The sequence below is a fragment of the Microbacterium jejuense genome (assembly GCF_039544225.1).
Classification (GTDB): domain Bacteria; phylum Actinomycetota; class Actinomycetes; order Actinomycetales; family Microbacteriaceae; genus Microbacterium; species Microbacterium jejuense.
This window is the reverse complement of record NZ_BAABLG010000003.1, coordinates 372,981-399,567: the sequence shown is the minus strand read 5'-3', so window position 1 is coordinate 399,567 and position 26,587 is coordinate 372,981. Positions and strand designations below refer to the sequence as shown.

The window sequence follows — 26,587 nt, the reverse complement described above, 5'->3', positions numbered from 1 at the left end:
TGGACCCATGCGGATCCTTGCGGCCATGAGCGGTGGAGTGGATTCCGCCGTCGCGGCCGCGCGGGCCGTCGAGGCGGGCCACGACGTCGTCGGCGTCCACCTGGCGCTCTCGCGCGCCGGCGGAACGCTGCGCACCGGCAGTCGGGGCTGCTGCACCATCGAGGACGCCATGGACGCACGGCGTGCGGCCGATCGCCTCGGGATCCCGTTCTACGTGTGGGACTTCTCGGAGCGCTTCCGCGACGACGTCATCGAGGATTTCGTGTCGGAGTACCGCGCGGGTCGCACCCCGAACCCGTGCATGCGCTGCAACGAGAAGATCAAGTTCGCGGCGCTCCTCGAGCGGGCGATCGAGCTCGGCTTCGACGCCGTCTGCACCGGGCATTACGCGACCCTCGTCGACGCTCCTGAGGGGCTGGAGCTGCACCGCGCCTCGGACTCCGCCAAGGACCAGTCCTACGTGCTCGGGGTGCTCGACGCCCAGCAGCTGGCGCACACGTACTTCCCGCTCGGCTCCACGCCCTCCAAGGCGCTCGTGCGCGCCGAGGCAGAGGAGCGCGGGCTCAGCGTCGCGCACAAGCCCGACAGCCATGACATCTGCTTCATCCCCGACGGCGACACGCGCGGGTGGCTGGCCGAGAAGGTCGGCGCCGAGCAGGGCGACATCGTGGATCGCACGGGTGCCGTCATCGGCACGCACGAGGGTGCGCACGCGTTCACGGTTGGCCAGCGGCGCGGGCTGCAGCTCGGCGTCCCCGCGCCGGACGGCAAGCCCCGGTTCGTGCTCGAAGTGCGTCCCGTGTCGAACACCGTGGTGGTCGGCCCCAAGGAGGCGCTCGCGACCGCAGAGATCGCAGGGGAGCGCCACTCGTGGGCCGGGCGCCCGCAGCCCGAGGGCGAGTTCGCGTGCGACGTGCAGATCCGTGCGCACGCCGATCCGGTCCCTGCCACGGCGACCTTCGCCGACGGACGCCTCACCGTCGTGCCCGAGACCCCGTTCGACGGCGTCGCACCGGGCCAGACCGCGGTGCTGTACGACGGCACGCGCGTGATCGGCCAGTTCACGATCGCCACCACCGTGTCGGCGGTCCCTCTCCCGGCCTGAGCGCCCTGGCGGTGTCGGCGACCCCTCCTAGACTGGCGGGGTGACGGATGCCGCACTCCCCGCCGACGCCGGACTCGATGCCGCGCGGGTCGAAGCCCAGGACCTGACCGACCGCATCATCGGCGCACGCGACGCCTACTACGGCCGCAACGCCGAGCTGGTCGACGACGCCACCTATGACGGGTGGATGCATCGGCTCGAAGAGCTGGAGCGCCTGCACCCCGAGCTGCAGGGCCAGGACTCGCCGACGCAGACGGTCGGCGCGGCCGAGAGCTCGATGTTCGCACCGGTCGAGCACGCCGAGCGCATGCTGAGCCTCGACAACGTGTTCAGCCCAGAAGAGCTGCGCGAATGGTGCGTCAAGGCGCAGGCCTCCGCCGGCCGTACCGTGCGGTGGCTGACCGAGCTCAAGATCGACGGGCTCGCCATCAGCCTGCGCTACGAGGACGGCGTGCTGACCTCGGCCGCGACGCGGGGGGACGGCAGGGTCGGTGAGGACGTCACGGTCAATGCGGTGCGCGTCACCGGCATCCCGCAGCGACTGGCCGGCACCGGGCACCCCGACATCGTCGAGGTGCGCGGCGAGGTCTTCATCCCGGTCGCCGCGTTCGAGCGCCTCAACGCATTGCAGGCCGACATGCGCGATCGGGTGGTCGAAGAGACGCGTGCACGCGGTCGGTCCTTCGACGAGGCCAAGGCCCGGCAGAGCGCCGAGCGTCGCTTCCCGTCGTTCGCGAACCCGCGCAATGCTGCGTCGGGCGGCCTGCGCCAGCAGCTCGACAAGAAGGACGGCCTCGAGCTCGAAGCCGGGCAGGCGCGCCTGGATTCGCTGCGGCTGTTCGTCCACGGCATCGGCGCGTGGAGCCGCCCGCCCGTCGACTCGCAGAGCGAGACGTACGGCCTGCTGGCCGAGTGGGGACTGCCGACGAGCCCTTACTTCCGCACGACCGACGACATCGACGGAGTGCTCGAGTTCGTCGCCTACTACGGCGAGCACCGGCACGACGTCGAGCACGAGATCGACGGCATCGTGGTCAAGGTCGACGAGCTCGCACTGCACGACGAGCTGGGTGCGACCAGCCGGGCGCCGCGCTGGGCGATCGCCTACAAGTACCCGCCCGAGCAGGTGAACACGAAGCTGCTCGACATCGTCGTGTCGGTGGGGCGCACCGGCCGTGCCACGCCGTACGCCGTCATGGCTCCCGCGCGCGTGGCCGGGTCCGTCGTGCGGCAGGCGACCCTCCACAACCAGGACGTCGTGCGCGCCAAGGGCGTGCTGATCGGCGACACCGTCGTGCTCCGCAAGGCGGGCGACGTCATCCCCGAGGTGCTCGGCCCCGTCGTCGAGCTGCGCGACGGCACCGAGCGCGAGTTCGTCATGCCGGCGAACTGTCCCGAGTGCGGCTTCCCGCTGCGCCCCGCGAAGGAGGGCGACATCGACCTCCGCTGCCCGAACGCGCGGTCCTGTCCTGCGCAGGTGCGAGGGCGTGTCGAGCACATCGGATCGCGCGGCGCTCTCGACATCGAGGTGCTCGGCGAGGTGACGGCTGCTGCCCTCACCCAGGCAGAAGCACCGGCAACGCCGCCGCTGCAGACCGAGGCGCGGCTGTTCTCGCTGTCGCTCGACGACCTGGTGCCGATCTCGGTGATCGTCAGGGATGCCGAGACCGGTGAGCTGAAGGTCGACGAAGAGACCGGCGAGCCGGTGCGTCGTGCGCCCTTCCGGCGCAACCCGACCGCCACCGAGAAGAAGCAGGGGGTTCAGGGGTCGCAGCCCTCTGCAGCCGCGGTGAAGCTGCTCGCGGAGCTCGAGAAGGCGAAGACGAAGGAGCTGTGGCGCCTGCTCGTCGCGCTCAACATCCGGCACGTCGGCCCGGTGGCCGCTCGGGCTCTCGCCCAGTGGTTCGGCTCGCTCGACGCCATCCGCTCCGCCGACCGCGAGCAGCTGGCGCAGGTCGAGGGCGTGGGCGGGATCATCGCCGACTCGCTGCGGGAGTGGTTCGAGGTCGACTGGCACCGCGACATCGTCGACGAGTGGACGCTCGCCGGCGTGCAGTGGGCCACGCCGGGGCATCCCGGTCCGGGCGCGGCCGTCGTCGAGGGCGGCGTGCTCGAAGGGCTCACGGTCGTGGCGACCGGCTCGCTCGAGGGGTACACGCGTGAGGGCGCCCAGGAGGCGATCCTGAACGCGGGGGGCAAGGCGGCCTCCAGCGTGTCGAAGAAGACGGATTTCGTCGCCGCCGGGCCGGGCGCCGGCTCCAAGCTGGCGAAGGCCGAAGAGCTCGGCATCCGCATCCTCGACGCCGAACAGTTCCGCATCCTCGTGACGGAAGGACCGGCGGCGCTCGGGGCGCTCGATCCCGACGCGGGCTGAGCAGTCAGAGCGATCGAGTCCCACGCCAGTGTCGTAGGTATGTTCTAACGTCGATGTCATCGACGAAAGGACCCCCATGACCACTGCACTCACCCCGTCGTCGCTCGGGTGGCTGGACCAGGAGGACCGGCGGACGGCGCAGACGATCCGCGCACACGGCACGAGCAACGAGTACGTGTTCGGCGACCTGCAGAAGCGCGAGGCGCCGTACGCCTACACGATCGGGCTGTTCGGCCTCGGGCACCCCGAGCTGCTCGTGTTCGGCCTCGACCCGCGCACCTCGGCGCTGCTGCTCGACGACGTCTCGGCGCGCGTGCGTGCCGGCGAAGACCTGCGGGCCGGGCAGATCCTCGCGTTCGCCGGCTGGCGGCATCGGGTGGCCGTCGAAGTGGTGCCCAATCCGGGCGAGATCGTGTTCGCCGCGAACAGCTACTACGAGCGCGCCGATCTGCACTCGGTGCCGGTCTTTCAGCTGACGTACGACGACCGCGACGGCCGGTTCCCGTGGGACGACGGGTACGACACCGCCGCATGGCTCCAGCCGCGGCCGGGAACGTTCCGCGCCTGACGGCACGGTCGAGGGTGCGGGTGTGCGCTGAGCGGGTGTCAGGAACCCGAGGTGAGGGCGAGCAGGCGGTCGCGCACCTGCCGGCGCAGCACTTTTCCGATGAGGGAGGTGGGCAGTTCGTCGACGACGTAGATGCGGCGGGGCACTTTGTAGGGGGTGAGGATGCCGCGGGCGAAGTCGCGAATGGCCTCGACGTCGATCTCCTCGCCGGGCGAGACGACGATGGCCGCGACGACCTCCTCACCGGAGTGCTCGCTGGGCAGGCCGACGACTGCCGCGTCATCGACCTGCGGGTGCTGGCGCAGCGCGTTCTCGACCTCGGTCGGCGCGACGTTGAAGCCGCCCGTGATGATGAGCTCCTTGATGCGGTCGACGATCCGCACGAATCCCGCGTCGTCGATCGTGACGATGTCGCCGGTGCGGAACCAGCCGTCGACGAACACCGCCTCGGTCTCTTCGGGCTTGCCGTAATACCCGCTGAACACCTGTGGCCCGCGCACGAGCAGCTCGCCGCGCTCACCGCGGGGCACATCCTTCGTGGGGTCGTCGGGGTCGACGACGCGGCACTCGGTGCCCGGGATCGGCAAGCCCACCGTGCCGGGCACGCGGTTGTCGGCGACGGGATTTGCCATGAGCACGGGCGAGCACTCGCTGAGGCCGTACCCTTCGACGAGGTAGCCTCCGGTGGCGGCCTCGAAGGGCACCACGAGCTCGTGCGGGAGAGCCATGGCTCCCGAGATCGCCACCTCGGTGCCGGCGAGCGACACGCCCTTCTCCTTCGCTGCGCGCAGCAGGCGCTCGGCGATCGGCGGGACCAGGGGCAGGAACGTCGCGGGGTGCTTCTTGGTGACCTCGAGCACCATGTCGGGGTCGAACTTCGGGAACAGCACGAGGCGCGCGCCCATCGACATCGCGAACGTGAGGCACAGCGTGAGGCCGTAGGCGTGGAACATGGGCAGCACGGCGTACACGACACAACCGTCTCCGCGCACGATCGACGGCACCCACGCCTGCGCCTGCGCGGCGTTCGAGAGCAGGTTGCGATGCGTCAGCGCTGCTCCCTTCGGGGTTCCGGTCGTGCCGCTCGTGTACTGGATGAGCGCGAGGTCGTCGGTCGCAGGCCGCGGGTGGGATGCCGGCAAGGCGGCGGTGCCGACGACCTGCTCCCACGGCACGGTGCCCGAGACGCGTTCGGTGAGTGCGGACCGCGCCTCGCGCGCCTTCGCGATGGGCAGGCTCAGGGCGAGCCGCGTGCCGAACGGCATGGCCTTCGTCACGTCCACCGAGACGAGGCTCGTGAGTGCCAGATCGGCGGGGAAGTCCTGGATGGTCTTCACGACCTTGGTCCACACGATCGCGTGCTTGGCGCCGTGGTCCTCGAACTGCTTGCGCAGCTCGCGTGGCGTGTACAGCGGGTTGTGCTCGATGACCACGGCGCCCAGGCGCAGGATCGCGTAGAACGCGACGATGTGCTGCGGGCAGTTGGGCAGGACGATCGCGACGGGGTCCCCGGCCCGGACGCCGAGGTCGCGCAGCCCCGCGGCCGCGCGCTCGATCTGCTCGTGCAGCGAGCGGTACGACGTCTCACGCCCGAAGAACTGCAGGGCTGCGGTATCGGGGTAGTCGCGCGCGGACGCGTCGACGATGTCGACGAGCGATCCGGTCACGGGGGCGAGGTCCTCCGGGACGCCGTCGGCATAGCTGGCGGTCCAGGGCCGCGGCGGGTCGTATGTCGTCACGCGGATCAGCCTACGCCGGGGCCGCGTTCCACCGCCGGAGCGGCGGCGCACACCGGCGGTGGGTCGCGGGCGGGCCCCGGTAGTCTTGACGGGTGTCTGAAATCACCCCCGATCTCGTGCGCCATCTCGGTGTGCTCGCCCGGATCCAGCTGAGTGACGAGGAGGTCGAGCGCCTGACCGGTCAGCTCGACGTCATCGTCGACAACATCGCCAAGGTGTCCGAGGTCGCCACGCCCGACGTTCCCGCGACGAGCCACCCGATCGCCCTCCAGAACGTGTTCCGCCAGGATGTGGCGGGCGGTCAGCTGACGCCGGCGCAGGTGCTGCAGAACGCCCCCGACGCCGCGGACGGCCGCTTCCGCGTGACCGCGATCCTCGGCGAAGAACAGTAGAGGGGCACCGACAGTGACTGATCTCACGAAGCTGAGCGCCGCCGCGCTCGCAGACAAGCTCACCGCGCGCGAGGTGTCGAGCGTCGAGGCGACGCAGGCGCACCTCGACCGCATCGCGGCGGTGGATGCCGACATCCACGCCTTCCTCCACGTCAGTGACCACGCGCTGGAGGTGGCGGCCGACATCGACCGCCGCCGCGCCGCGGGCGAAGAGCTCAGCCCCGTCGCCGGCGTGCCGCTCGCCATCAAGGACGTGCTCGTCACGACCGACATGCCGTCGACGAGCGGCTCGAAGATCCTCGAGGGCTACCTGTCGCCGTATGACGCGACCGTCGTCGCACGCGCCCGCGCCGCGGGTCTCGTGCCGCTCGGCAAGACCAACATGGACGAGTTCGCCATGGGGTCGTCGACCGAGCACTCCGCCTACGGCCCGACTCGCAACCCGTGGGACCTGGAGCGTATTCCGGGCGGTTCGGGCGGCGGCTCCGCGGCCGCGGTCGCCGCGTTCGAGGCGCCCCTGGCGCTCGGCTCCGACACGGGCGGCTCGATCCGGCAGCCCGCGCATGTGACCGGCACGGTCGGTCTCAAGCCGACGTACGGCGCGGTCAGCCGGTACGGCGCGATCGCCCTCGCCTCCAGCCTCGACCAGGTCGGTCCCGTGACCCGCACGGTGCTCGACTCGGGTCTGCTGCACGACGTCATCGGCGGGCACGACCCGCATGACTCGACCTCGTTGAGTCACGCGTGGCCGTCGTTCGCCGCCGCGGCCCGCGAGGGCGCCACCGGCGAGGTGCTCAAGGGCCTCAAGGTCGGCGTCATCCGCGAGCTTCCAGACAGCGGCTTCCAGCAGGGCGTGTCGGAGTCGTTCCGCGCCTCGCTGGCCGCCATGGAGGCGCAGGGCGCCGAGATCGTCGAGATCAGCGCTCCGCACTTCGAGTACGGGGTCGCCGCGTACTACCTGATCCTCCCGGCAGAGGCATCCAGCAACCTGGCCAAGTTCGACTCGGTGCGCTTCGGCATGCGCGTCGACGTGCCGGGCGGGACTGTCGAGGACGTCATGGCGCGCACCCGCGACGCGGGCTTCGGCGAAGAGGTCAAGCGCCGCATCATCCTCGGCACGTACGCGCTGTCGGCCGGGTACTACGACGCCTACTACGGCTCGGCGCAGAAGGTGCGCACGCTCATCCAGCGCGACTTCGCGGACGCGTTCGCGCAGGTCGACGTCATCGCGACGCCGTCGGCGCCCACCACGGCGTTCAAGATCGGCGAGAAGATCGACGACCCGCTGCAGATGTACCTCAACGACGTCACGACGATCCCCGCGAACCTCGCGGGCGTCCCCGGCATCTCGATCCCCTCGGGCCTGGCCGCCGAGGACGGGCTGCCCGTCGGCATCCAGTTCCTCGCACCCGCGTACGAGGACGCGCGGCTGTACCGCGTGGGCGCGGCCCTCGAAGCGCTGCTCGTGGACTCGTGGGGCGGTCCGCTCCTCGACAGGGCGCCGGTCCTCGGCGCGAACGGAGGTGCCCGCTGATGGCGAAGGACAAGCTGATGGACTTCGACGAGGCGCTGGAGCGGTACGAGCCGGTGCTCGGGTTCGAGGTGCACGTCGAGCTCAACACCGAGAGCAAGATGTTCTCGTCGTCGCCCAACCCGGCACACCCGTCGCAGCACGATGCCGAGCCGAACACGCTCGTCGCCCCCGTCGACATGGGACTGCCCGGTGCGCTGCCGGTCGTCAACGAGCAGGCGGTGCGGTACTCGATCAGCCTGGGCCTCGCGCTCGGCTGCTCGATCGCGCCGTCGAGCCGTTTCGCGCGCAAGAACTACTTCTACCCCGACCTCGGCAAGAACTACCAGATCTCGCAGTACGACGAGCCGATCGCCTTCGAGGGGCAGGTCGAGGTCGAGCTCGAGGACGGCACGCTCGTGCAGATCCCGATCGAGCGCGCCCACATGGAAGAGGATGCCGGCAAGCTGACGCACGTCGGCGGCGCGACCGGTCGCATCCAGGGCGCCGAGTACTCGCTCGTCGACTACAACCGCGCCGGCGTGCCGCTGGTCGAGATCGTCACCAAGCCGATCTTCGGCGCCGAGGAGAACGCCCCCAAGCTCGCCGCGGCGTACGTCCGCGCGATCCGCGACATCGTCATCGGGCTGGGGATCTCGGAGGCCCGCATGGAGCGCGGCAACCTGCGCTGCGACGCGAACGTGTCGCTGCGCCCGCGGGGGCAGGAGAAGCTCGGCACCCGCACCGAGACGAAGAACGTCAACTCGATGCGCTCGGTCGAACGCGCGGTGCGCTACGAGATCCAGCGTCAGGCGGCGATCCTCGCCGCCGGGCGCACGATCACGCAGGAGACGCGTCACTGGCACGAGGACACGGGGACCACGTCGCCGGGGCGCCCGAAGTCCGACGCCGACGACTACCGCTACTTCCCGGAGCCCGACCTGCTGCCGGTCGCTCCGGCGCCCGAGCTGATCGAGGAGCTGCGTGCCGCGCTGCCCGAGCAGCCGGCCGTGCGCCGTCGCCGGCTGAAGTCCGATTGGGGCTTCACCGACCTGGAGTTCCAGGACGTGGTCAACGGCGGTCTGATCGACGCGGTGGAGGCGACCATCGCCGCAGGCGCCGCACCGGCCGCCGCCCGCAAGTGGTGGACGGGTGAGATCACCCGCATCGCGAACGCCCAGCAGGCCGAGGCCGTCGACCTGGTCACGCCCGCAGGCGTTGCCGCTCTCCAGGCTCTCGTCGACGCCGGGACCCTCACCGACAAGCTCGCCCGCCAGGTGCTCGAGGGGGTCATCGCGGGCGAGGGAACGCCACAGGAGGTCGTGGATGCCCGCGGCCTCGCTGTCGTGTCGGACGACGGCGCGCTGATCGCCGCGATCGACGAAGCCCTCGCGGCGCAGCCGGACGTGCTGGAGAAGATCCGCGACGGCAAGGTGCAGGCCGCCGGCGCCGTCATCGGTGCCGTGATGAAGGCGATGAAGGGCCAGGCCGACGCTGCGCGCGTGCGTGAACTGGTCCTGGAGCGCGCCGGCTCCGCCTGATCGGACGGCATGGCGGTACCTCGACGTGGGGCGGGTCCTTCCGGGACTCGCCCCACTGTCCGATGTCGGAGCTCCCTGAAAGGATCGAGCCATGGGGCGCGGCGACGGAACGGGCCGGCTCGTCTCGCCGGAAGGTGCGGACGACACCGGTGCGGGCATCCTCCACGTCGACATGGACGCGTTCTACGCGTCGGTCGAGCAGCTCGACGACCCGTCGCTGCGGGGCAAGGCGATCATCATCGGCGCTCCCGAGAGCCGGTCCGTCGTCTCCAGTGCGTCGTACGAGGCGCGGCGATTCGGCGTACGGTCCGCCATGCCTGTCGGACAGGCGCTGCGACTGTGCCCGCACGCCGTCGTCGTCGCGCCGCACTTCGAGCGCTACCTCGAGATGTCGGCGCAGGTGATGCGCATCTTCCGAGATGTCACGCCGCTGGTCGAGCCGCTGTCGATCGACGAGGCGTTCCTGGACGTCAGCGGCGCAGGCAGGCTGTGGGGGAGTCCTGCCACGATCGCACGCATGCTGCGCCGTCGAGTCCTCGACGAGACGGGGCTGACCTGCAGCATCGGCGTGGCCGCGACCAAGCACGTCGCGAAGATGGCGTCCACCATCAGCAAGCCCGACGGGCTGCTGATCATCGCCGCGGCCGACACTGCCGCGTTCCTCGCACCGCGCTCGGTGCGAGCGCTGTGGGGCGTGGGGCCCAAAGCGTCCGAGGCGCTCGAAGGACGCGGCATCCACACCATCTCGGATGTGCTCGAGACACCGCGAGAGGTGCTCGACCGCGCGCTCGGCCCCGCCATGGGGGAGCGGATCTGGCACCTGGCCCGCGGCATCGACGCCCGCGAAGTCGACACGACGCGGGTCGAGAAGAGCATCGGCCACGAAGAGACGTTCCACGAGGACGTCGGCGACACGACGATCCTGCGCTCCGAGCTGCGCCGTCTCGCTGACCGCGTCGGCGCCCGGCTGCGCAGCAACGGGTGGGAGGCATCCACCGTCGCCATCAAGGTGCGCTTCGCCGACTTCACGACGATCTCGCGGTCGCAGACACTGCCTGAGCCCACGGCTGTCGGCCAGCGGATCGGGGATGCCGCACACGAGCTGTTCGCGTCGATCGATCGGTCGCTGCCTATCAGGCTGATCGGCGTGCGCGCCGAGAAGCTCCGTCCGTCGGGTTCGGCCGTTCCCGCCCTCTGGGACGACGATGAGGGCTGGCGACGGCTGGAGGACGCTCTCGACGACGCGACAGCCCGGTTCGGCCGCGGAGCCGTCACCCGAGCGACCCTGCTCGGCTCGCGCGGCGGCACCACTCTGCCGTCGAGTCCGCCCGCGCCGCGACTCGATCAGGGCTGACCGGATCGGTCGCTCGGCGGGCCGGCCGTCTGTGCCGGAGCGCCGACGACCGCTACGTTTGACACATGCCCAACATCGCACTCGAACTCGGCAAGCAGTCGGCGTCCTTCGGCGTGAAGAGCGCATACGGCGAGCAGCAGGACGTCGACGGCGTCAAGCTCATCCCGGTGGCCGTGACCTGGTCCGGCTTCGGCGGCGGGTCCGACGAGGCCGGCAACGGGGGCGGCGGTGGCGGCGGCTACGCGATCCCGATCGGCGCGTACATCCGCCGAGGCGACGACCTGCGATTCGAGCCGAACCTCATCGCCCTCCTGACCGTCGCGATCCCGTTCGTGTTCTTCACCGGGCGTGCGCTCAGTCGTGTCATCCGCACCCTCAAGAAGTGACGCCGATCCGGTCGCGACGTCCCTCGCCCTGGCGGTCGGGCATCTGACCACCGCGATCGAACAGGTCGCGGCATCCAATCCCGTCGTCCTGATCGACGGACGCAGCGGCGCGGGCAAGAGCTCGCTCGCGCGGACACTCGTCGCGCGGTGGCCGTTGCGCGGTCGAGTGCAGCTGGTGGCGCTGGACTCGATCTACCCCGGCTGGGACGGCCTGGACGACGGGGTGGAACTCGCCCGTGAACTGATCCTGACCCCGCATGCGCGAGGGATCGTCGGCGTCTGGCAGCGGTGGGACTGGACGATCGGCGAAGCGGCCGAGGCCCACGCTGTCGACCCGTCGCTTCCACTGATCGTCGAGGGGGCGGGCCTGCTGACGCCGGCCACGGCCCGCCTGGGCGACGTGCGGGTGTGGCTGGAGTCGCCGTCGGCATCGCGCAAGCAGCGTGCGCTCGACCGGGACGGAGACGCGTTCCGCCCCCACTGGGACCGCTGGGCGCGCCAGGAGCAGCGCCACGTCGAGCGGGACGACCCGATGCGTCTGGCGACGCATCTGTTCCCGGTGCCGTGACACGGGGCTCTCAGTCCCGATCGACAGCCGCGACGAGGCCGTCCAGGCGATAGCCGAGCCACTCGTAGACACCGAAGCGCGGGTCCTTCGCATCATGGTCCTCGGCCGCGGTGACACCCAGGCGCGTGGCGAGCACGAGACGGACCGCCGCCAGCGTGCGAAGCCACGCCCGCGCCGATTCCGGCTCCAGCCGGATCTCGACCTCTTCCAGCAGCGCGGGGTCGTCCGGATCGTCGGGGATCCGGGCAGCGTCGGTGAGCGAGAGCAGGACGATCTCCGCATCGGCGCGCCGACGGTTCAGCAGATCCGTCTGCGTCAGCGAGCGGAACTCCCGCGCGGCTTCCTCGTCGTCGGGGTAGGGCGTCGGCACCAGCCGGGCGATCGCGGGGTCGCCGTCGAGGGGCGATGATTCGTCGACGAGCTCGGCGAACTGGCCCACCAGCCGCGACAGGTGCGCGGCTTCGAGCCGGGCGACCTCCAGCACCACCACGCGGCCGGTCACGCCGGCTCCTGCCGGACGGTGGCCCACAGTCCATAGTCGTGCATGGCCTGCGCGTGCAGCTCCATGCGTTCGCGGGCGCCCTGCGAGACGACCGCGTGACCCTCGTGGTGGACGGCGAGCATGAGTCTCTCAGCCTCGGCACGCGGCATCCCGAAGTACTCGCGGAAGACATGGGTCACGTAGCTCATGAGGTTGACCGGATCGTCCCAGACCACTGTCTGCCACGGGCGATCGGGATCCGTCCGCTGGGCGCGGTCGACCTCTTCGTCGACGGCGGGTGTCGCGAGGGCGTTCATCACGCCCACCCCAGCTCGTGCAGACGGTCATCGTCGATGCCGTAGAAGTGGGCGATCTCGTGGACGAGCGTCGTGTGGACCTCGTCGCGCAGCTCGTCCTCGTCCTCGCACACGGCCAGATGCGGCTCGCGGTAAACGAGGATGCGATCGGGGAGCTCGCCGACTCCGTAGCGATCGCGCTCGGTGAGGGCCCAGCCGTCGTACAGGCCGAGCAGGTCGAGGCTGCCGTCCTCGGGCCGGTCCTCGACCACGAAGACGACGTTGTCGAGCCCGGCGACCATATCGTCGGGAAGGGCGTCGAGCTCGTCGATCACGAGCGACTCGAAGGTCGCGGCATCCATCTCCATACCGTCTGCCACGATACCCGCTGGCACGTGCCGGAGACGGCAGGCGGCGCGGTCGGTGACGCGCGAGCACGGGGCTCCCAGGCGCCGGCGGGTAGGGTGGGCGCTTTGCCGATCGCAGTCCCCGGAGGAAGCCATGTCTCGCGCGCTGTGCGCCCTGTTCGTCGCCGGAACCCTCGCGCTCGGGCTCACCGCCTGCGCGGCGACCGGTCCCGGCGTCGTGGATGACGCCGCGCAGCCGGACCAGACCTCGGCACCCGTGCCGACGAGCGCCGGCGCGGACGACGCGTCGGCGGCTGCGCAGGCCGGTTCCTCGCTGTGCCAGGCGGGTCGCGAGGCGGACGTCTGCGTGATCGAGGCGCAGGACGCCGAGGGCGATGTGACCCTCGACGCCTACCGGATCGTGAAGATCCTCGACTCGTCGCTGCGCGGCGTGGTGACGATCTCGGGCGCCCAGCAGGTGGTCGTCCAGGGTGCGACCATCGCGGGCGATCTCATGCTCACGCAGAACGCCGGCCTCGTGGTGAAGGACAGCACGGTCAGCGGCAGCGTGACGGCCTCGGGCGGCGAGCATGCGACGCTGGTCGCCAACACCGTGGCGGGCGATCTCACGTGCGACGGCGCCCGCGTGGACGGCAACAAGAACGACGTCGCCGGGGCCAATGCGTGCGCGGGGCTGCGCTGACGCGGCAGACGCACCGCCGGAAACGAGACGAGGTCCGTTCCATGACGAGCTTCTCACTCGCCGAGGAACGGACCTCGTCTCACTTGGGGTGGCTAACGGGGCTTGAACCTGTTGCGCCTCCACCCGGAAACCGCGGAATCCTGCGGTTGTTCGTTGAGAGGATTCTACTCCCAGAGGACAGGAAACTCCATCACCTGACAGTAGTTTGTTGGCGTGCCAACACGGGCCTCCGCGCTTGGCCTCACGTCGAAGGTGCGCCGGCCGGATCCTGATCGGAATCGTCCGCTGCGTACTCTTCCAGCCACTCATTGATCTTCGCGACAAGGTTCGTGCCCTCGCGTTTTGCTCGCGCGCGTGCCTTCATCTGAGTCTCCAAGGGCGCGCGATAAGTCCACTGCGGCGTCTTCGGCTGGTTGGGCACGCCCCTATCGTGGCACCACCCGATATTGAGGTGACTGTCACCCGGTGGTACGGTCCCGCCATGAGCGAACCGATCGGTGAGCTCGATCCCGAACTCGTCGCCCGCGCGCTCGCGAAGGCGAAGGCTCGTGGCGAGCGCCTGCAAGACGTTCTCGACCGCCGCATGCGGGAGTACGTAGAGGACGAGACCGAGGCTAGCGGCGAATAGCTTCCCTGGGCTAGCAAGGTGGGATAACCCTTACCGAAAAGTGGGCGAGTGCTTGGTAATGAGGGTGACATACACCTTCACGAATGTCCGGTGTTCAGATTAGAGTTCGATGAGACGCCCCGGGATGGACCCGACCGTGTACGGAGCAACCCCACAACCGAAACACCGTACTGTCCTGGGGAGGACCATCATGGCTGAAGCCACCGTCGACACAGTCACCTGCGGCACTGGGGCTGCGTGCGAGCAAAAGTGCCCCTTCAAGCGGGCTGGCCACCCGTGCCTTGCGTTTGATGAAGCAGTCGCACTTACTCCGCTGACGAACGAAGATCAGCATCGACGCGCCGCATGAGCTCGTCGTACGACAACTCCAGGTGATCAAGGATCTCCATCACGACGTTGAACTTCGGCATTGAGGTGCCATTGAGGTTGTCCAACAGTGCGTGCTTCTTGACGGTCGTCATCATCGGCGCGAGCGCCGTGACCGACCCGTACTTGGCGTCGATCTCGACCCGAAGCCTCTTGAGCGCTGCGGCAGTCCGTTCGTCGATGGTAGGCATCGGATTAATGCTACTGGTCTGAATGTCCACGTCATACCCCTTTTGGTGAGTGCCTGATGTAGGAACCTCCACGTGGCGCCCTGATACATCCCCCCAGAAAAGTTTGGATCAGGGGTTGCGGGTGGAGAAAACTCCACCTAAGGTGGAGACATGACTTCCACCAACGCAACACCGGGGACTGCGGCCGAAGCGTTCGCCACCCGCGTGAAGTGCTACCTCACTGATGAGGATCGTACGCCGGGGTGGCTCTCCCGCAAGGCAGAAATCGCGTACAACACGCTTCGCCGGCAGCTGGACCGCCCCGAACTTCTCACGTTCGGCAACGCCGTCCGCATCTCCGATGCCACAGGCGTCCCCGTCCAAGAGGATGTGGCGGCATGACCGAGGTGGAGCAGTGGATCACTGCTGTCACTCTCGCCGCCGTCCTGCAGGTGTCCGTGAAGACCATCTACCGGATGACCGAAGACGGACGCATCCCGTCGATGCCGGTCGGGCGTCAGCACCGCTACAACATCGAGGCGGTCAAGGAAGCTCTCGCCCCGAAGCCGGAACCCGTCGCGACGTGGGCACAGTCTGCACGTTCGCTCTCCCGGAAGCGGGTGGCGTGATGGGCCTGGCAGCGGTGGGCGTGGCGCTCATGATCCTCGGGTTCACGAACCAGACGCCGGCCACCACGAACGGTGCGACGATCCTGGTGTTCGTCGGGTTCGTCTGCCTCGTCGCCGCGGTTCTGAGAGGCGGACGTCATGTACACGACTGACAGTCGGCCGAACGGTCACCACGTCGTAGCGGACATTCTCGACGACGACGAACCGCTCCCTACGGAGATCCCCGACCGGGAGTAACCCGATCCCATCCCGCCTCAGTTCAGGGCCGCACGCCTTGGACCTTGGCTACCGCATTGCCTTCACGCAGGTGACACCCGTTCGCGACGGGAGCAATGCACGCAGACCCCGGAACCACATCGGAACCGGACTGACAGCTCGAACCTTCACAACTCCACACGAGAGACACGCTGATACGCGTCATCTCAGGATCAAACGCACCGGTAGGTCCCGGTCACGCGGTTCTGGCACGCCAATGGGGATGACGTAGACGGGGACGAGTGGACCGAACGCCAGGCAGGCGAGGCCCCCCAGGAACGGGCGAGTGCGACCCATCGTGTGGTCGAAGGGAATCAGGAACGTCAAGGACTGCTAAACGAACCGGGGTGAGGGTCCAATCTGACCACCGGTCGGGCAGTGAAGCGTTCCGAACAACTTACAGGGAGTAGGAGCCTCGTGCACCACCCCTGATACATCGCAGTCGAAGGACTTTCTGAACGAACTGGTCGGGCACTGAACACCCAAGGGTGGATGGAGTGCTGAACGAACCAGTCGGGATCGTGAAGACGCGGTGGCCCTGTGGTCGCTATAGGCGGCGCCGTGGTCAAGCACGGGCAGGGCGCACAACACCCAGTCATCAACCAAGGAGAATGCATGAAGCACGCTAAGAAGATCGCCGCGGCGGGCGCTGTAGTCGCGGCGCTTGCTCTCGCCGGCTGTTCGACTCAGGCAGACACCGTGTCGTACAACCTGTCTCAGGACGCGGAGAAGTTCGAAATCGAACGTCGCATCGTGTTCATCAACGGCATCACCGACAAGTACCTCCTTGAGATCGAGGGGAAGTGCAACATCGAGACCGGCGACAGCATGGCTGCCGGGACGCTCGAAGTCGTCTGCAAGGTCGGTGACGAAGAGTACAAGAAGCACTTCCTCGGTCTCTCCGACAACGTCACGTTCATCGTCGAGCAGGTCGAAGGAACCGAGGTGGATCCGTTCCACTACCGCGTCAACTTCCGCCCGGAGACGATCCTGCCAGACATCGACCTGCAGGTCAGCGACGGCTGACGCATGCTCCCGCTAGCTGGCGGCGGGAACCCCGGCAAAACGGGGAATCGTCAGCGGTAACAGCGGAACCTAGCGACCCACACCGGGTAACGCGAAGGGTTACGCCGGGGCGGCAGGTTTGGCACGCCGGTCTACCTACGCCGGATGGAAGGGTTCAACTTCCCTCCCGCCCCACAACAGATCAACACCAGAGAAGATGGTCATGCCCACCGGATACACCGCGCCGCTTCACGACGGCGAGGACATCACCTTCGCCCAGTTCGTCCTTCGATGCTCCCGTGCCATGGGGGCGGCGATCATGCAGCGCGACGAGTCACTGGACGTCGAGCTCGCGTACCGCACCATGGACAGCTACCACGAAGACAACGTCGAGAAGGCTCGACTTGCTCTGAACGACGCCTACGTTCTCACCGATGACGAGTGGGAGGCGCGGCAGATCGAAGAGATCTCGAAGGCTAAGGCGTACCGGGCCGAGTATGTGCAGAAGCGGGACGCGATGCTTCGGCGCTATACCGCGATGCTCAGTCAGGTTCGGTCGTGGACGCCACCGACCGCCGACCACGAGGGCCTCAAGAAGTTCATGACGGAGCAGATCGAAGAATCGATCCAGTTCGACTGCGGCGACTACACACCGGATGTTCCTGAACGGCTACCGGTTCCCGAGTACCAGTCCCGGGAGATCTCCCGCCTGTCGGATCGACTCAGCCGCGAGCACCGGTACCTGGCTGACGAGCAGAGCCGTGTCGCATCCCAGAACGCATGGGTGGACGCGTTGCGCGGATCCCTCGCCTGATCACCGCCCGCGTTCGGCGGTTCCCCAATCGAACGCAACTCCCCCCTGAGGGCCGGTCTTCACTACTCCGATGACCGGCCCTCACCCATGTTCAACGAGAGGTAGCGACTCATGACCACCATCCAGGCTTACAAGGGATTCAACAAGGACCTGACGTGCCGCGGGTTCCAGTTCGAAGAGGGCAAGACGTACGAACACGACGGACCCGTTGAAGCATGCCGTTCCGGGTTCCACGCGACCACCATGCCGCTCGACGTCCTCAAGTACTACAAGCCCAACCAGTCCGTCTACCACCTCGTCGAACTCGAAGACGTGGACGACAGCAACGACGAAGACTCCAAGGTCGCCGCCCGCAAGATCAAGATCGGCGCCAAGCTCGACCTCACCGGCCTCATCAAGGCGCAGGTCGACTTCGTCTTCAAGAACTCCAAGCCTGTGGCTGGCGCGACGTCGAAGAAGGCGAACGCAGCCGTCAAGGCCGAGATCGAGAACGGTGCCGCGACGGCCAGCGGGTACTACGGTGCCGCGACGGCCAGCGGGCGCTACGGTGCCGCGACGGCCAGCGGGCGCTACGGTGCCGCGACGGCCAGCGGGCGCTACGGTGCCGCGACGGCCAGCGGGGACTACGGTGCCGCGACGGCCAGCGGGCGCTACGGTGCCGCGACGGCCAGCGGGGACTCCGGTGCCGCGACGGCCAGCGGGGACTACGGTGCCGCGACGGCCAGCGGGGACTACGGTGCCGCGACGGCCAGCGGGGACTACGGTGCCGCGACGGCCAGCGGGGACTCCGGTGCCGCGACGGCCAGCGGGCGCTACGGTGCCGCGACGGCCAGCGGGTACAAGTCGGTCGCTTCTGCGACGGGTTACGCGGGCCGAGCTCGCGGGAAGGCCGGTACGGCTCTGCTGCTGGTGGAGCGGGACATCGACTGGAACATCACCGCCGCTGCGGGCGTGGTGGTCGACGGCAAGAAGATCAAGGCCGACACCTGGTATGTGCTGCGTGGCGGGAAGGTCGTGGAGGTCTGATGCGCGCGCTCGGTGTTGTGTTTCTGATCCTCTTCGGTATCGCCCTCGCGGTCGCCGGCTTCGTCTTCGCGACGTGGGTAGTCGTGTGGAACCTGACCGACATGCAGAACGTCGGCATCAACTTCTGGAACGTGTTCTGGATCCTTCTCGTCGGCACCGTCCTGTTCGGCGGTGTCGGCGCGTCACGGAGGTAGCGACTGATGGACAAGCCGATCATCAACCGTCGCTTCGACGGCGAGTACAGCACGGTCCTGCTGCCGGGCGGGATCATCGAGACCATGTGGTTCCCGCACGACCCGGACGAGCGGGAAGTGTGTGTGGGCCGGTCGACGATCGCGGCGATTGCGCAGCGTCACATCGCCGACCACACCCCGTCCCACTCGTCATGAGTACCCCGCAGAAGGTGGTGGAACGCCTGTTCCGTGACCTCGGTGGACGGAAAGACTTTCTCCGACCCTGCCGGATGGATTTGGGTGTTCCCAGACGGCGCGAGGAAGCACGTCCACCACAACCTGAACGCTGCGTCCGCCCGTCACCTCACCGGGTGGGTGAAGAACCGGTACGGATCCAACTACCGTCCCGTGTTCGACGGCGACCGGGTCAAAGGGCCGAAGCCGATCATCGACCTGACCCGGCTCACTGCATCACAGCATGCACAAGACCGCCTCGCACTCATGCGCCGGCAAGACAACCTCACCTTCGAGGAAGTGCTGTTGGCATTGCGGGCACCGGAGAAGGTGCTGTGGTCCGACACCCACCACTCCTGGATCTGGGTACGCGACCGCGTCGGCGTCGCCGCGCACGTCGACCGGGCAGGAAACGCAGTCATCGCCACGCTCCTGTGGGCGACCCGCGAGCTCTGGGACGCGAACCCGCGCCCGATGGAGAGGAAACGATGATGTTCGCCAGCAGGAACGCGGCCGATGTGCCGTTCCGTGTGGGGCAGCGGGTGACGCTTCACCCGCTTACCTCCACGGACGGGATCGGGCACATCGTGGTCCGCAACTACGTACAGCACAACGAGCCGAACCCGATCCTTGTAGACATTCGAGCACACCGTGAGGGACCGAACTTCTCGACGTGGGAGCGAGTGCAGCGCAGATTCCTTCGTGCCGTGGAACACGGCCACTTCGTCGACCGCAACTGGCAGCGGTACGACGTCGACGGGAGCGCCGACATCATCGACCACGCGCGTCGTGTGCTCGAAAGGTTGGCGCGGTCATGAACGACGTCATCCCGATCCGTCCTCCCGTGACGGTTCCCACGTTCACCCGCGACTCGATCACCGACCTTCTCAAGTCTGGTCGCATCCCGGAGCCGGGTGACTTCATCCGGTCCATCAGTCTGCAGGACGACAACGACGAAGGCGCGGTCCTGGTCTCCACGCCCATGTTCGGGCGTGTGCGGGACGTGGACACCCACCTCGAGTCCGAGCATCCGTCCGTCACGTTCCGGTTCGACTTCGGCCTCGCGATCACCCTCACCGGGCAGGCAACCATCACCTGGCGGGAACAAGGAGAAACAGCATGAACGAGTTCACCGCAAGCAACGGAGTGACGGTCGAATGGGCCGGCTCGGATACGTCCTCGACGCGTTGGCTTTCAATCGGCGGCAACTACATGTGGACGGACGAAGACCCCGATGTCTCCGCGCTACGAGAGTTCTTCCGAGCAGAGGAAGACGAACTCCTGGGAAGGTGGCGCAGCTCCGAACACCCCGGATTCGTCGCGCACGTCCACGAAGGCGGCTTGTACGTCTGGGTCTCCAAAGAAGTCGGTGGGGCATCCACGGGAGCGTTCTATCGCGACGCCGTTGACACCAACAACCGCCGCTCCGAGTTCGCTCGTGTCGCCCGTGCCTATTTCGATGACCACCCAGTGTCGAAGCCGTGGCACGACGCGAAGGAAGGTGACATCTGGGTCCTCGACCTCATCGCCTCTGGGGAAGCGCCGTGGCAGGTAGTCGGCCAGCGATTCGAACATGTGCAGACGGGTACAGCAAGACCCCTAAACGACAAGTCGTTCCGTGAGGGGCGGCGCATCTGGACGGAGGAAACAGCATGAACGAGTTCCCCGCCTCCAACGGATTGAAGGTCGTTCTCACGAACGCGGGGCAGACGGCCTACACCGCAGTCGATGGTGAGTCCGAGAGCACGTCCTACCTCGGGTTCGCTGAGTTCCTGGCGTTCCGCGAGTACTTCCGGGCTGAGGAAGACGAACGCCTCGGACGGTGGCGTTGGCCCGAGAACCCCGACTACGTCGTGTACCCGTCAGCCCTCTACAAGCACCCCGCGGACTCCGATGAGGTGAATGTTGTCAACACGAGCAACGGTGCCTCGCATCGGGTGAAGCGCGCCGATTCTCCGCGCTTGTTCGGGTACTTCTCGGAGGCGGGGAGCGCCTACTTCGATGCTCGCCCCGAGCCGAAGCCCTGGGCCACGGCCGAACCCGGCGAAATCTGGGACCTGACTGTGGACGGTGTCGAGAACCGGTATGCCGCCATCCTGAGCCACGGCAAGAACGGACCGTACGTTCGCATGTTCCCCACCGACAACGTGGCCGCAACCACGGTCGGCACTCAAGCCACTGCCATCACCGCAGGGCAGCGCATCTGGCCGGAGGAATCATGAACAGGCTGACGTGGGGACTGCCCCTGAGGCTGCTCCTGCAGACCCGAGACATGACAACAGGAGGCTGGTTCACCATCGCCGAGTACGAGGGTGAACGCATCAGTCGGGCACAGCGGACCCGACACCTGTTGAAGTCGCAGGGCCTCCCGGCCCGACTGATCGTTGGGAAGGCGTCATGACCCGACCATGGTTCGGCGTTCTCCCGCCGCCGCGCGGTCACGGGTACTACCCGGACGAGTACGGCATGTACGCGGCCCGCGAGTATCCCGCCTACTTCGCACCGAAGCCACCTCTCACGCGTGGTGACCTTCATTTCGACCCGGCACCCGACATCGACGGGCTCGTGCGTGACGAACTCCGACGCGTCATGGACTCCCTACGCGCGGGTCTCGATGCCGCCACTACCCAACTCGTCGTCGAGTACTTGCGAGCCATGGGGTACACGATCACGGAACCGGAGTACTCATGACCTACGAAGGCTTCGTCCACGATCTGGACGAAAACACGTACCACGCACAGCCGGAGCTTTCGAGCACGGGTGCGAAGAAGATCCTCAAGTCTGCCGCGCACTACAAGGACTACATCGAGAACCCGCACGAGACGAAAGCAGCGTTCGACGTCGGTTCAGCCGCACACTCCAAGATCCTCGGTGTTGGTGCTCAGATCGCTGTCTACCCGGACGGCGACGGACCAGAGACTCACACGATGATCGGGGACGATGGGGAACCCGTCACGCTGACCAACGTGCTCGCCGTCAACGGCGCCGTCAGTACCAAGGCCGCGAAGGACTTCGAGAAGGTCAGCCGTGACGCCGGGCTCATCCCCGTCAAGCGAGTGACTGCGCGCGTCGTCGACCGGATGGCCGAGTCCGTGCTGAGGGACCCCCGCGCGCGCCGGCTTCTCGAAGGTGCGGCACGTGAGGTGTCCGCGTTCGCGACCGACCCCGTCACTGGGCTCAGGATCCGTGGCCGATTCGACGCCCTCGGAGACCGGGCAGCCGACGTGAAGACAACCGGTGGTGAGGCATCCGAGACCGGGTTCGAGCTCGACGCGTTCCGGTACGGGTACGACGTTCAGCAAGGTCACTACGAGTACATCCACGAGGTTCTGACGGGGTCAGAGATCCCGTACTTCTTCATCGTCGTGGAGAACCACCGCCCCTACCTGACCGGAATCCACGTGCTCGGACCGGAAGAGTCCGCCGCTGCCCGCGACAAGGCGCGAGTCGCACGAACCCGCCTGGCACAGAGCCTCGCCACGGGGGAGTGGCCCGGTTACCAGAACCGCAGCGGTGGCCCCATCGGAACCCTCCGCGCACCCGCATTCTCGATCGCGGAGTACACGGCTCTCGTGGAGAGCGAAGGAGTCGCAGCATGACAACCACCGAACCCGACGTCCTCGAGGTGCTCCCAGACGGCCGTACCAGCAGGTACACGCGCCGCGACGAGACCGGCGACACCAACCCGGACGACCTCGCCACAGTCGACTCGAAGGTGGCAGCGTTCCGCAAAGAGTTCCCGCAGGGGATCATCGACGCCACCGACATCAAGCAGTTGGACGACAAGACGTGGCTGGTGACAGCACGAGTGTGGAAGCACCGTGCGAGTGAGAACGGGAAACCGGACTCTGCAGGATCCGCGCTGCGAACCGTGAACCTCGACGGTCACGTGTCCGAAGCGTTCGCATTGGAATCGGCGCAGTCGCTCGCGATCCTGCGGTCGCTGCGGTTCCTCGCGATCACCGCCACCGAGGGGGAGCGATGAGCAACGAATTCGGCCAGCTCGAAAGCGAACCCGACGAGGTCGACGAAGAGGCCCCGAACCCGATCGTGTTCAAGGACATGGACGGGCACTGGACGACACTCACTTTCCGTCCGTTCACCGCACCTCAGTTCGACACGTGGGCTGAGGCGTACTCGCACGCGTACTGGCATGCGCGGATCGGCAACGTCCTCAGTGACGTGTTCGCTGGGGCGGACTGCTCATGACCGACGAATGGGAAGAGGACATCCCTGTCCTGCACGTATGCACCAGGTGCGGCCAGGAAGGTTCCCGCCTGTGCGACGACTGCCAATACGTTCTGACGCCGAGGGAGTTGACGGTATGGGCGGCATGACAGCAATCGAACCGGACGTGATCGTGCTCGACGAGACGATCCTCGACGACACCGCAGAGTGTTCGTACGGTGACGGTCCCGCCGAATGGGTCGCCGGCTGCAAGACGTGCGGGCACAGCATCCTGTGGTGCAAGTCCCACCACGACAACAAGATGGCGGCGATCGAGGCCGGTGTCCGCGGTTGGTACTGCTCTAAGTGCAAGTCCGAACAACCGGACTGGCACGACCAGTTCTTCACCTACCCGATATGAACCCGCGTTGCGACTGCAAGCCCGGCACGTTCGAGAACGGGTGGCACGAGGTACGCGGTGAATCCTGTCTTGCTGCGGAGCGTGAATCATTCGCGCGCGCGATGGATGCCTGCCGCCTATGGATGCGGCAGGAGAACACGTGAACAAACGTCGGGGGTCACCGAACCCGTCAGTGCAGGTCAAACGAGCCGTCATCCGGAGGGATGGCGGCTTCTGTGTTCTCCGACTCCCCGGATGTCTGGGGGAGGCGCAGACCACCGACCACCGGGCGAACCGGCAGGCCGGGGGGTCACGGCTACTCAACGATCCTGCCGTCCTCATCGGGGCCTGCACGATCTGCAACGGCAACAAGGAATCCACCACGGGCGAGGTGCGGGCCGAGCTCATCCGACGCGGGCTGATCGTCCTGCCCGCATCCACGCACGAGAAGACGTTGGCGCGCGTGAAAGACACGCCCGTGATCTACCCGGACGGGTCGACATGGCTGCTGATCGACGCATCCACAAGGGAGCGAACGTGAAGACCTGGACGTATGGCGACTGCGGAACCCGGTACCCGAAGACCGTGCACCACTGCACCCGCTACTTCGACGACTACCTGGCATTGCACGGCGGGTCCGTCGAGAACGCTATTCACCGCGCGGTCGCCAAGGCAATCGACCCTCTGGTCCGCCGCGCCGAAACACGCATCGAGATCCACCACCTCGAGTGGTGGCAGGTGATCGCGTGCTAACCGCAACCAAGGAGACCTCATGAACCTGCTTGCCAATCTCGCGCTGCTGGGCGCGATCCTCGCGTGGACGATTGCCGCCACCTACTTCGTGCAGACGGCAATCGCCTACTTCTCCGTCTACTCGAAGGCGGGCAACCTCACCCGCATCTCCACTGGGATGCTCTGGCGTTCAGTGCAGACCGCGGCCTTCGCCTTCTCGGGCTTCTGGCTACTCGAACTTCACGTTCAGCTTGGGGGATTCCTCGCATGACCACGCCGGCTAAGCCGTTGGAGTTCGAGCTCCGCTACCACATGGTCGCTTCCACCCATAACCGGAAGGCAGCGAAGTTCACCGAGCAGGAGTTCACGCACGACCCGGAACGCGTCAAAGTGCTCCCGATCATCCCGCCCGGGTTCGTCCCCGTGAAGGGCGACTGGCCGACCGTGAACCGGGAAGCGAACCGTCTCAACGACGCCCAACTGAACTCGGGGATCCTCGACTACTTCTTCTTCCCCGAAGCCACCCCGGCCGACTGGAACCGGACGCATTGCCCAGCGTGCAAACGCAACGCAGCACGAGAGATGGACGAATGACCGCGATCGAAGACGCGAACGCCGCGGCCGACGAGCTCGACCGGCGCATCGACGCCTGCGACCTGATGCAGGCGTGGACCGTGATGGACCAGGCTTCGACCGCTCTCCGCGCCCTGATCGCAGCATACGAGCGCCAGAGCGCCCGCCTCGCGTTCGTGAACGCGGAGCGACGCAGGATGCTTCCAACCCAGCCCACCGACGACGCGCGCGAGGCGCTGGCTGAGGTGATCTGGGAGTCGCGGATTGAGTTCTCGTCGCCCGGGAAGACGCCCGCCACGAACTGTAGTGACGTGGCGATCAGTGCCGCACGCCAGTCCGCCAGACACACCGCGGACAGGATTCTCGCTACCGGCTTCCGCCGACAGGGGCCGATCACCGACGAGTGGGAGTACAGCATCCACACCGCTGCGGGTGAACACATCTGGCCCCTGGGGCCGCAGGACGAAGAGATCGTCGAGACCCGCGAAGCCTGCGAGAAGGCGCTGGGCGACAACGATCCGGACTACTGGGAGCCGACAGATCGAATCATGCGCCGTCGCAAGGCTGGCCCGTGGGAGCCGGTCGAGGCGGACACACAATGACCGGTGTCTTCGATCCTGTCGAGAACACGTGGATGCCCACCCCTGACGCTGACTGGCGTTACGCGAACATCCACCCCGAGTCCGACGACTGCCGTGAACACGGGTGCATGATCCACAACCCCGACGAAACCTGGATCGGCAACGTCGAACAGTGGCCCTACTACCCGCGCGCCGATGGGCGCATGGAACGGATCTGCCGTCACGGGGTAGGGCATTCCGATGTTGACGCGGCGCGGTTCCTCAACCGTGTCCGCCCCGACCTCGCCGCCAGTGTCCACGGATGCGACCTCATCGACGGGGTGCCCTGCTGCCAGAGAAAGGCGAACGCATGAAGGTTCAGGCCACGTGGCATCACGTCTTCGAAGTGTCCCGCGAAGTCGACGTTGACGAGGACGAATTCAAGGAGTGGAAGCACGAGCGGTATGGCGAGTTCGCAGACGACGAACTCGCCCTTGCTGTCTGGATCGACCAGCAAGACACGGAGTTCACGGCAGAGGTGTTCCATGACTGGCGCCTATCCACCCCGTTGCCGTCCGACTTCGAACTGCTGTACTCCGACGTCGCTGATGCGCGGGTGGGTGGTTCCGATGCCTGAGCGCTTCCAGTTGAAGCGGTCGCGTGACTGGCGCATGCCGGAGGGCGCGTTGAAAGCCAGCCGGGGGACGCACCTCGGCAACCCGTTCCGTGTGTACGAGCACTGCAAGGGTCCGGCCGGCGACTGGGGCGTAGAGGACACGGGACGATTCAACCTGTCCATCGCCCACGGGTGGACGCGCCTGGGTGCAATCCGGTTCGCGATCGACTGCTACCGGCAGGAGTTCGACAAGGTCTACCCGCCCGACAGCACAGCCCGAAAGATCCTCGCCGCACGGCTGGCAAACACCGAACTAATCGGCTGCTGGTGCGCGCCGGCCGACCCGTGCCACGTCGACTACCTCATCGAGGTGGCCGGTGAAGCGGACCCCGAGCTCGTCAAGTCACTGAAGGAGATGGATGATGCAGACGCTTAGAGTGACCATCGATCTGGACACTGACGAGATCCGTGACGTCCTCGCCTTTTACACCGAAGGCGCACACGCGGTGAAGGATCCGACGATCCGCCGCTACCTGCTCACCATCTACGACTACGGCGTGCCAGTGGAACGACGTGAGGCGTTCAGAGACGCCATGCGCGTCAGCCTTCGATTCTGCATCGAGGAAGTCGAGTTCGGTCGTGCAGGGGCACTCAGGGCACTACTCGACGGGGTTCCTGATGCTGACCCTCCCACGATCTGACACCCACCTTGACCTGACGTTCGCCACCGAACCTTACGTGCCGCCAGCCTGCGAAGGCGCATCCCACCCGAAGCAACTGTTCGATCACGTGCTCGGACAGACCGCCTCGTACGCCTGCACGTTCCCGTGTGGTCGAACGGTCCTGATGTGCGCGGGATGGGTTGCGGGCAGGCG

General features: G+C 67.2%; 44 protein-coding genes. 38 read left to right on the top strand and 6 right to left on the bottom strand.

The window, feature by feature from the left end:
* Window positions 1–7 precede the first annotated feature (7 nt).
* The 3 genes from mnmA to ABEA46_RS06335 all read left to right on the top strand — a co-directional run bounded on the left by mnmA (window position 8) and on the right by ABEA46_RS06335 (window position 4,047).
* A complete protein-coding gene (gene mnmA, locus ABEA46_RS06345) occupies window positions 8–1,105 on the top strand; it encodes a tRNA 2-thiouridine(34) synthase MnmA (RefSeq protein WP_345543532.1) in 1,098 nt (365 codons plus the stop codon).
* A gap of 40 nt (window positions 1,106–1,145) precedes the next feature.
* Complete coding sequence (ligA, locus tag ABEA46_RS06340) at window positions 1,146–3,479, top strand: NAD-dependent DNA ligase LigA (protein ID WP_345543531.1); 2,334 nt, start codon at window positions 1,146–1,148, stop codon at window positions 3,477–3,479.
* A 76-nt stretch (window positions 3,480–3,555) separates the two neighbouring features.
* Window positions 3,556–4,047, top strand: a complete 492-nt coding sequence (locus tag ABEA46_RS06335; protein WP_345543530.1) for a DUF4262 domain-containing protein — start codon at window positions 3,556–3,558, stop codon at window positions 4,045–4,047.
* A 38-nt stretch (window positions 4,048–4,085) separates the two neighbouring features.
* Here ABEA46_RS06335 and ABEA46_RS06330 read toward each other — a convergent pair whose 3' ends face one another.
* Window positions 4,086–5,786 carry a long-chain-fatty-acid--CoA ligase gene (locus tag ABEA46_RS06330; protein WP_345543529.1) on the bottom strand — a complete coding sequence of 567 codons (1,701 nt, stop codon included), beginning with the start codon at window positions 5,784–5,786 and terminating at the stop codon, window positions 4,086–4,088.
* A 92-nt stretch (window positions 5,787–5,878) separates the two neighbouring features.
* On the opposite strand from ABEA46_RS06330, the gene gatC reads away from it, so the two are divergent.
* From gatC to ABEA46_RS06300, 6 genes are all read left to right on the top strand, one after another.
* Window positions 5,879–6,178, top strand: coding sequence for an Asp-tRNA(Asn)/Glu-tRNA(Gln) amidotransferase subunit GatC (gene gatC, locus ABEA46_RS06325; RefSeq protein ID WP_345543528.1), 300 nt, complete (start codon window positions 5,879–5,881; stop codon window positions 6,176–6,178).
* A gap of 13 nt (window positions 6,179–6,191) precedes the next feature.
* Window positions 6,192–7,712 carry an Asp-tRNA(Asn)/Glu-tRNA(Gln) amidotransferase subunit GatA gene (gene gatA, locus ABEA46_RS06320; RefSeq protein WP_345543527.1) on the top strand — a complete coding sequence of 507 codons (1,521 nt, stop codon included), beginning with the start codon at window positions 6,192–6,194 and terminating at the stop codon, window positions 7,710–7,712.
* Window positions 7,712–9,229, top strand: coding sequence for an Asp-tRNA(Asn)/Glu-tRNA(Gln) amidotransferase subunit GatB (gene gatB, locus ABEA46_RS06315; protein ID WP_345543526.1), 1,518 nt, complete (start codon window positions 7,712–7,714; stop codon window positions 9,227–9,229). The genes gatA and gatB overlap by 1 nt, the downstream gene beginning before the upstream one ends.
* 91 nt (window positions 9,230–9,320) lie before the next feature.
* Window positions 9,321–10,583, top strand: coding sequence for a DNA polymerase IV (locus tag ABEA46_RS06310; protein ID WP_345543525.1), 1,263 nt, complete (start codon window positions 9,321–9,323; stop codon window positions 10,581–10,583).
* Between the two features lie 65 nt (window positions 10,584–10,648).
* Complete coding sequence (locus ABEA46_RS06305) at window positions 10,649–10,969, top strand: hypothetical protein (RefSeq protein ID WP_345543524.1); 321 nt, start codon at window positions 10,649–10,651, stop codon at window positions 10,967–10,969.
* Window positions 10,944–11,537: a nucleoside/nucleotide kinase family protein gene (locus tag ABEA46_RS06300; protein WP_345543523.1), complete on the top strand. Its 594-nt coding sequence runs from the start codon at window positions 10,944–10,946 to the stop codon at window positions 11,535–11,537. Before ABEA46_RS06305 ends, ABEA46_RS06300 begins: the two co-directional genes overlap by 26 nt.
* A gap of 10 nt (window positions 11,538–11,547) precedes the next feature.
* Here ABEA46_RS06300 and ABEA46_RS06295 read toward each other — a convergent pair whose 3' ends face one another.
* The 3 genes from ABEA46_RS06295 to ABEA46_RS06285 are packed head-to-tail and all read right to left on the bottom strand — an operon-like array spanning window position 11,548 to window position 12,682.
* Window positions 11,548–12,039, bottom strand: a complete 492-nt coding sequence (locus tag ABEA46_RS06295; RefSeq protein WP_345543522.1) for a DUF2017 family protein — start codon at window positions 12,037–12,039, stop codon at window positions 11,548–11,550.
* Entirely contained in the window at window positions 12,036–12,344 is a 309-nt protein-coding gene (gene clpS, locus ABEA46_RS06290; RefSeq protein WP_345543520.1) for an ATP-dependent Clp protease adapter ClpS, read from the bottom strand. Before clpS ends, ABEA46_RS06295 begins: the two co-directional genes overlap by 4 nt.
* Window positions 12,335–12,682: a metallopeptidase family protein gene (locus ABEA46_RS06285; RefSeq protein WP_345543804.1), complete on the bottom strand. Its 348-nt coding sequence runs from the start codon at window positions 12,680–12,682 to the stop codon at window positions 12,335–12,337. Before ABEA46_RS06285 ends, clpS begins: the two co-directional genes overlap by 10 nt.
* A 133-nt stretch (window positions 12,683–12,815) precedes the next feature.
* On the opposite strand from ABEA46_RS06285, the gene ABEA46_RS06280 reads away from it, so the two are divergent.
* Window positions 12,816–13,364, top strand: coding sequence for a hypothetical protein (locus tag ABEA46_RS06280; RefSeq protein WP_345543519.1), 549 nt, complete (start codon window positions 12,816–12,818; stop codon window positions 13,362–13,364).
* A 241-nt stretch (window positions 13,365–13,605) separates the two neighbouring features.
* On the opposite strand, the gene ABEA46_RS06275 is transcribed toward ABEA46_RS06280, so the two are convergent.
* Entirely contained in the window at window positions 13,606–13,785 is a 180-nt protein-coding gene (locus ABEA46_RS06275) for a hypothetical protein (protein ID WP_345543518.1), read from the bottom strand.
* A gap of 60 nt (window positions 13,786–13,845) precedes the next feature.
* On the opposite strand from ABEA46_RS06275, the gene ABEA46_RS06270 reads away from it, so the two are divergent.
* Window positions 13,846–13,992: a hypothetical protein gene (locus ABEA46_RS06270; protein ID WP_345543517.1), complete on the top strand. Its 147-nt coding sequence runs from the start codon at window positions 13,846–13,848 to the stop codon at window positions 13,990–13,992.
* Between the two features lie 305 nt (window positions 13,993–14,297).
* Here the strand turns inward: ABEA46_RS06270 and ABEA46_RS06265 are convergent, their stop codons facing one another.
* The gene (locus ABEA46_RS06265; protein WP_345543516.1) at window positions 14,298–14,549 is read right to left on the bottom strand and encodes a hypothetical protein; all 252 of its coding nucleotides are present in this window, start codon (window positions 14,547–14,549) and stop codon (window positions 14,298–14,300) included.
* Between the two features lie 150 nt (window positions 14,550–14,699).
* Between ABEA46_RS06265 and ABEA46_RS06260 the strand changes: the two genes are divergently transcribed.
* The 27 genes from ABEA46_RS06260 to ABEA46_RS06130 all read left to right on the top strand — a co-directional run bounded on the left by ABEA46_RS06260 (window position 14,700) and on the right by ABEA46_RS06130 (window position 26,413).
* Window positions 14,700–14,930, top strand: a complete 231-nt coding sequence (locus ABEA46_RS06260; protein WP_345543515.1) for a hypothetical protein — start codon at window positions 14,700–14,702, stop codon at window positions 14,928–14,930.
* Window positions 14,927–15,157: a helix-turn-helix domain-containing protein gene (locus tag ABEA46_RS06255; protein ID WP_345543514.1), complete on the top strand. Its 231-nt coding sequence runs from the start codon at window positions 14,927–14,929 to the stop codon at window positions 15,155–15,157. Before ABEA46_RS06260 ends, ABEA46_RS06255 begins: the two co-directional genes overlap by 4 nt.
* Window positions 15,154–15,309 (top strand): hypothetical protein, encoded by a 156-nt coding sequence (locus tag ABEA46_RS06250; RefSeq protein WP_345543513.1) that lies wholly within the window; start codon window positions 15,154–15,156, stop codon window positions 15,307–15,309. Before ABEA46_RS06255 ends, ABEA46_RS06250 begins: the two co-directional genes overlap by 4 nt.
* A gap of 718 nt (window positions 15,310–16,027) precedes the next feature.
* The gene (locus ABEA46_RS06245; protein WP_345543512.1) at window positions 16,028–16,438 is read left to right on the top strand and encodes a beta-sandwich lipoprotein; all 411 of its coding nucleotides are present in this window, start codon (window positions 16,028–16,030) and stop codon (window positions 16,436–16,438) included.
* Window positions 16,439–16,640: 202 nt separating this feature from the next.
* The gene (locus ABEA46_RS06240) at window positions 16,641–17,231 is read left to right on the top strand and encodes a hypothetical protein (protein WP_345543511.1); all 591 of its coding nucleotides are present in this window, start codon (window positions 16,641–16,643) and stop codon (window positions 17,229–17,231) included.
* A gap of 111 nt (window positions 17,232–17,342) precedes the next feature.
* On the top strand, window positions 17,343–18,257 hold the full coding sequence (locus ABEA46_RS06235) for a DUF7666 domain-containing protein (protein WP_345543510.1): 915 nt from the start codon (window positions 17,343–17,345) through the stop codon (window positions 18,255–18,257).
* Window positions 18,257–18,451 (top strand): hypothetical protein, encoded by a 195-nt coding sequence (locus ABEA46_RS06230; protein WP_345543509.1) that lies wholly within the window; start codon window positions 18,257–18,259, stop codon window positions 18,449–18,451. The genes ABEA46_RS06235 and ABEA46_RS06230 overlap by 1 nt, the downstream gene beginning before the upstream one ends.
* A gap of 6 nt (window positions 18,452–18,457) precedes the next feature.
* Window positions 18,458–18,646, top strand: a complete 189-nt coding sequence (locus tag ABEA46_RS06225; protein ID WP_345543508.1) for a hypothetical protein — start codon at window positions 18,458–18,460, stop codon at window positions 18,644–18,646.
* Between the two features lie 33 nt (window positions 18,647–18,679).
* The gene (locus ABEA46_RS06220; RefSeq protein ID WP_345543507.1) at window positions 18,680–19,156 is read left to right on the top strand and encodes a hypothetical protein; all 477 of its coding nucleotides are present in this window, start codon (window positions 18,680–18,682) and stop codon (window positions 19,154–19,156) included.
* The gene (locus ABEA46_RS06215) at window positions 19,153–19,482 is read left to right on the top strand and encodes a hypothetical protein (RefSeq protein WP_345543506.1); all 330 of its coding nucleotides are present in this window, start codon (window positions 19,153–19,155) and stop codon (window positions 19,480–19,482) included. The genes ABEA46_RS06220 and ABEA46_RS06215 overlap by 4 nt, the downstream gene beginning before the upstream one ends.
* The gene (locus ABEA46_RS06210; RefSeq protein WP_345543505.1) at window positions 19,479–19,787 is read left to right on the top strand and encodes a hypothetical protein; all 309 of its coding nucleotides are present in this window, start codon (window positions 19,479–19,481) and stop codon (window positions 19,785–19,787) included. The genes ABEA46_RS06215 and ABEA46_RS06210 overlap by 4 nt, the downstream gene beginning before the upstream one ends.
* The gene (locus ABEA46_RS06205) at window positions 19,784–20,320 is read left to right on the top strand and encodes a hypothetical protein (protein ID WP_345543504.1); all 537 of its coding nucleotides are present in this window, start codon (window positions 19,784–19,786) and stop codon (window positions 20,318–20,320) included. The genes ABEA46_RS06210 and ABEA46_RS06205 overlap by 4 nt, the downstream gene beginning before the upstream one ends.
* Window positions 20,317–20,886, top strand: coding sequence for a hypothetical protein (locus ABEA46_RS06200; protein ID WP_345543503.1), 570 nt, complete (start codon window positions 20,317–20,319; stop codon window positions 20,884–20,886). Before ABEA46_RS06205 ends, ABEA46_RS06200 begins: the two co-directional genes overlap by 4 nt.
* 175 nt (window positions 20,887–21,061) lie before the next feature.
* Complete coding sequence (locus ABEA46_RS06195) at window positions 21,062–21,355, top strand: hypothetical protein (protein ID WP_345543502.1); 294 nt, start codon at window positions 21,062–21,064, stop codon at window positions 21,353–21,355.
* Window positions 21,352–22,263, top strand: a complete 912-nt coding sequence (locus ABEA46_RS06190; RefSeq protein ID WP_345543501.1) for a PD-(D/E)XK nuclease-like domain-containing protein — start codon at window positions 21,352–21,354, stop codon at window positions 22,261–22,263. Before ABEA46_RS06195 ends, ABEA46_RS06190 begins: the two co-directional genes overlap by 4 nt.
* Window positions 22,260–22,649, top strand: a complete 390-nt coding sequence (locus ABEA46_RS06185) for a hypothetical protein (protein ID WP_345543500.1) — start codon at window positions 22,260–22,262, stop codon at window positions 22,647–22,649. Before ABEA46_RS06190 ends, ABEA46_RS06185 begins: the two co-directional genes overlap by 4 nt.
* Complete coding sequence (locus ABEA46_RS06180; RefSeq protein WP_345543499.1) at window positions 22,646–22,873, top strand: hypothetical protein; 228 nt, start codon at window positions 22,646–22,648, stop codon at window positions 22,871–22,873. Before ABEA46_RS06185 ends, ABEA46_RS06180 begins: the two co-directional genes overlap by 4 nt.
* Before the next feature lie 124 nt (window positions 22,874–22,997).
* Entirely contained in the window at window positions 22,998–23,252 is a 255-nt protein-coding gene (locus tag ABEA46_RS06175; protein WP_345543498.1) for a hypothetical protein, read from the top strand.
* A gap of 139 nt (window positions 23,253–23,391) precedes the next feature.
* Window positions 23,392–23,772, top strand: coding sequence for a hypothetical protein (locus tag ABEA46_RS06170; protein WP_345543497.1), 381 nt, complete (start codon window positions 23,392–23,394; stop codon window positions 23,770–23,772).
* Window positions 23,769–23,984: a hypothetical protein gene (locus tag ABEA46_RS06165; protein ID WP_345543496.1), complete on the top strand. Its 216-nt coding sequence runs from the start codon at window positions 23,769–23,771 to the stop codon at window positions 23,982–23,984. Before ABEA46_RS06170 ends, ABEA46_RS06165 begins: the two co-directional genes overlap by 4 nt.
* A gap of 19 nt (window positions 23,985–24,003) precedes the next feature.
* On the top strand, window positions 24,004–24,234 hold the full coding sequence (locus ABEA46_RS06160; protein ID WP_345543495.1) for a hypothetical protein: 231 nt from the start codon (window positions 24,004–24,006) through the stop codon (window positions 24,232–24,234).
* Entirely contained in the window at window positions 24,231–24,557 is a 327-nt protein-coding gene (locus ABEA46_RS06155) for a hypothetical protein (RefSeq protein WP_345543494.1), read from the top strand. Before ABEA46_RS06160 ends, ABEA46_RS06155 begins: the two co-directional genes overlap by 4 nt.
* The gene (locus tag ABEA46_RS06150) at window positions 24,554–25,138 is read left to right on the top strand and encodes a hypothetical protein (protein WP_345543493.1); all 585 of its coding nucleotides are present in this window, start codon (window positions 24,554–24,556) and stop codon (window positions 25,136–25,138) included. The genes ABEA46_RS06155 and ABEA46_RS06150 overlap by 4 nt, the downstream gene beginning before the upstream one ends.
* Complete coding sequence (locus tag ABEA46_RS06145; protein WP_345543492.1) at window positions 25,135–25,470, top strand: hypothetical protein; 336 nt, start codon at window positions 25,135–25,137, stop codon at window positions 25,468–25,470. The genes ABEA46_RS06150 and ABEA46_RS06145 overlap by 4 nt, the downstream gene beginning before the upstream one ends.
* On the top strand, window positions 25,467–25,733 hold the full coding sequence (locus tag ABEA46_RS06140; RefSeq protein ID WP_345543491.1) for a hypothetical protein: 267 nt from the start codon (window positions 25,467–25,469) through the stop codon (window positions 25,731–25,733). The genes ABEA46_RS06145 and ABEA46_RS06140 overlap by 4 nt, the downstream gene beginning before the upstream one ends.
* Window positions 25,726–26,148, top strand: a complete 423-nt coding sequence (locus tag ABEA46_RS06135; protein WP_345543490.1) for a DUF4326 domain-containing protein — start codon at window positions 25,726–25,728, stop codon at window positions 26,146–26,148. The genes ABEA46_RS06140 and ABEA46_RS06135 overlap by 8 nt, the downstream gene beginning before the upstream one ends.
* Entirely contained in the window at window positions 26,132–26,413 is a 282-nt protein-coding gene (locus ABEA46_RS06130) for a hypothetical protein (RefSeq protein WP_345543489.1), read from the top strand. Before ABEA46_RS06135 ends, ABEA46_RS06130 begins: the two co-directional genes overlap by 17 nt.
* Window positions 26,414–26,587 lie beyond the last annotated feature (174 nt).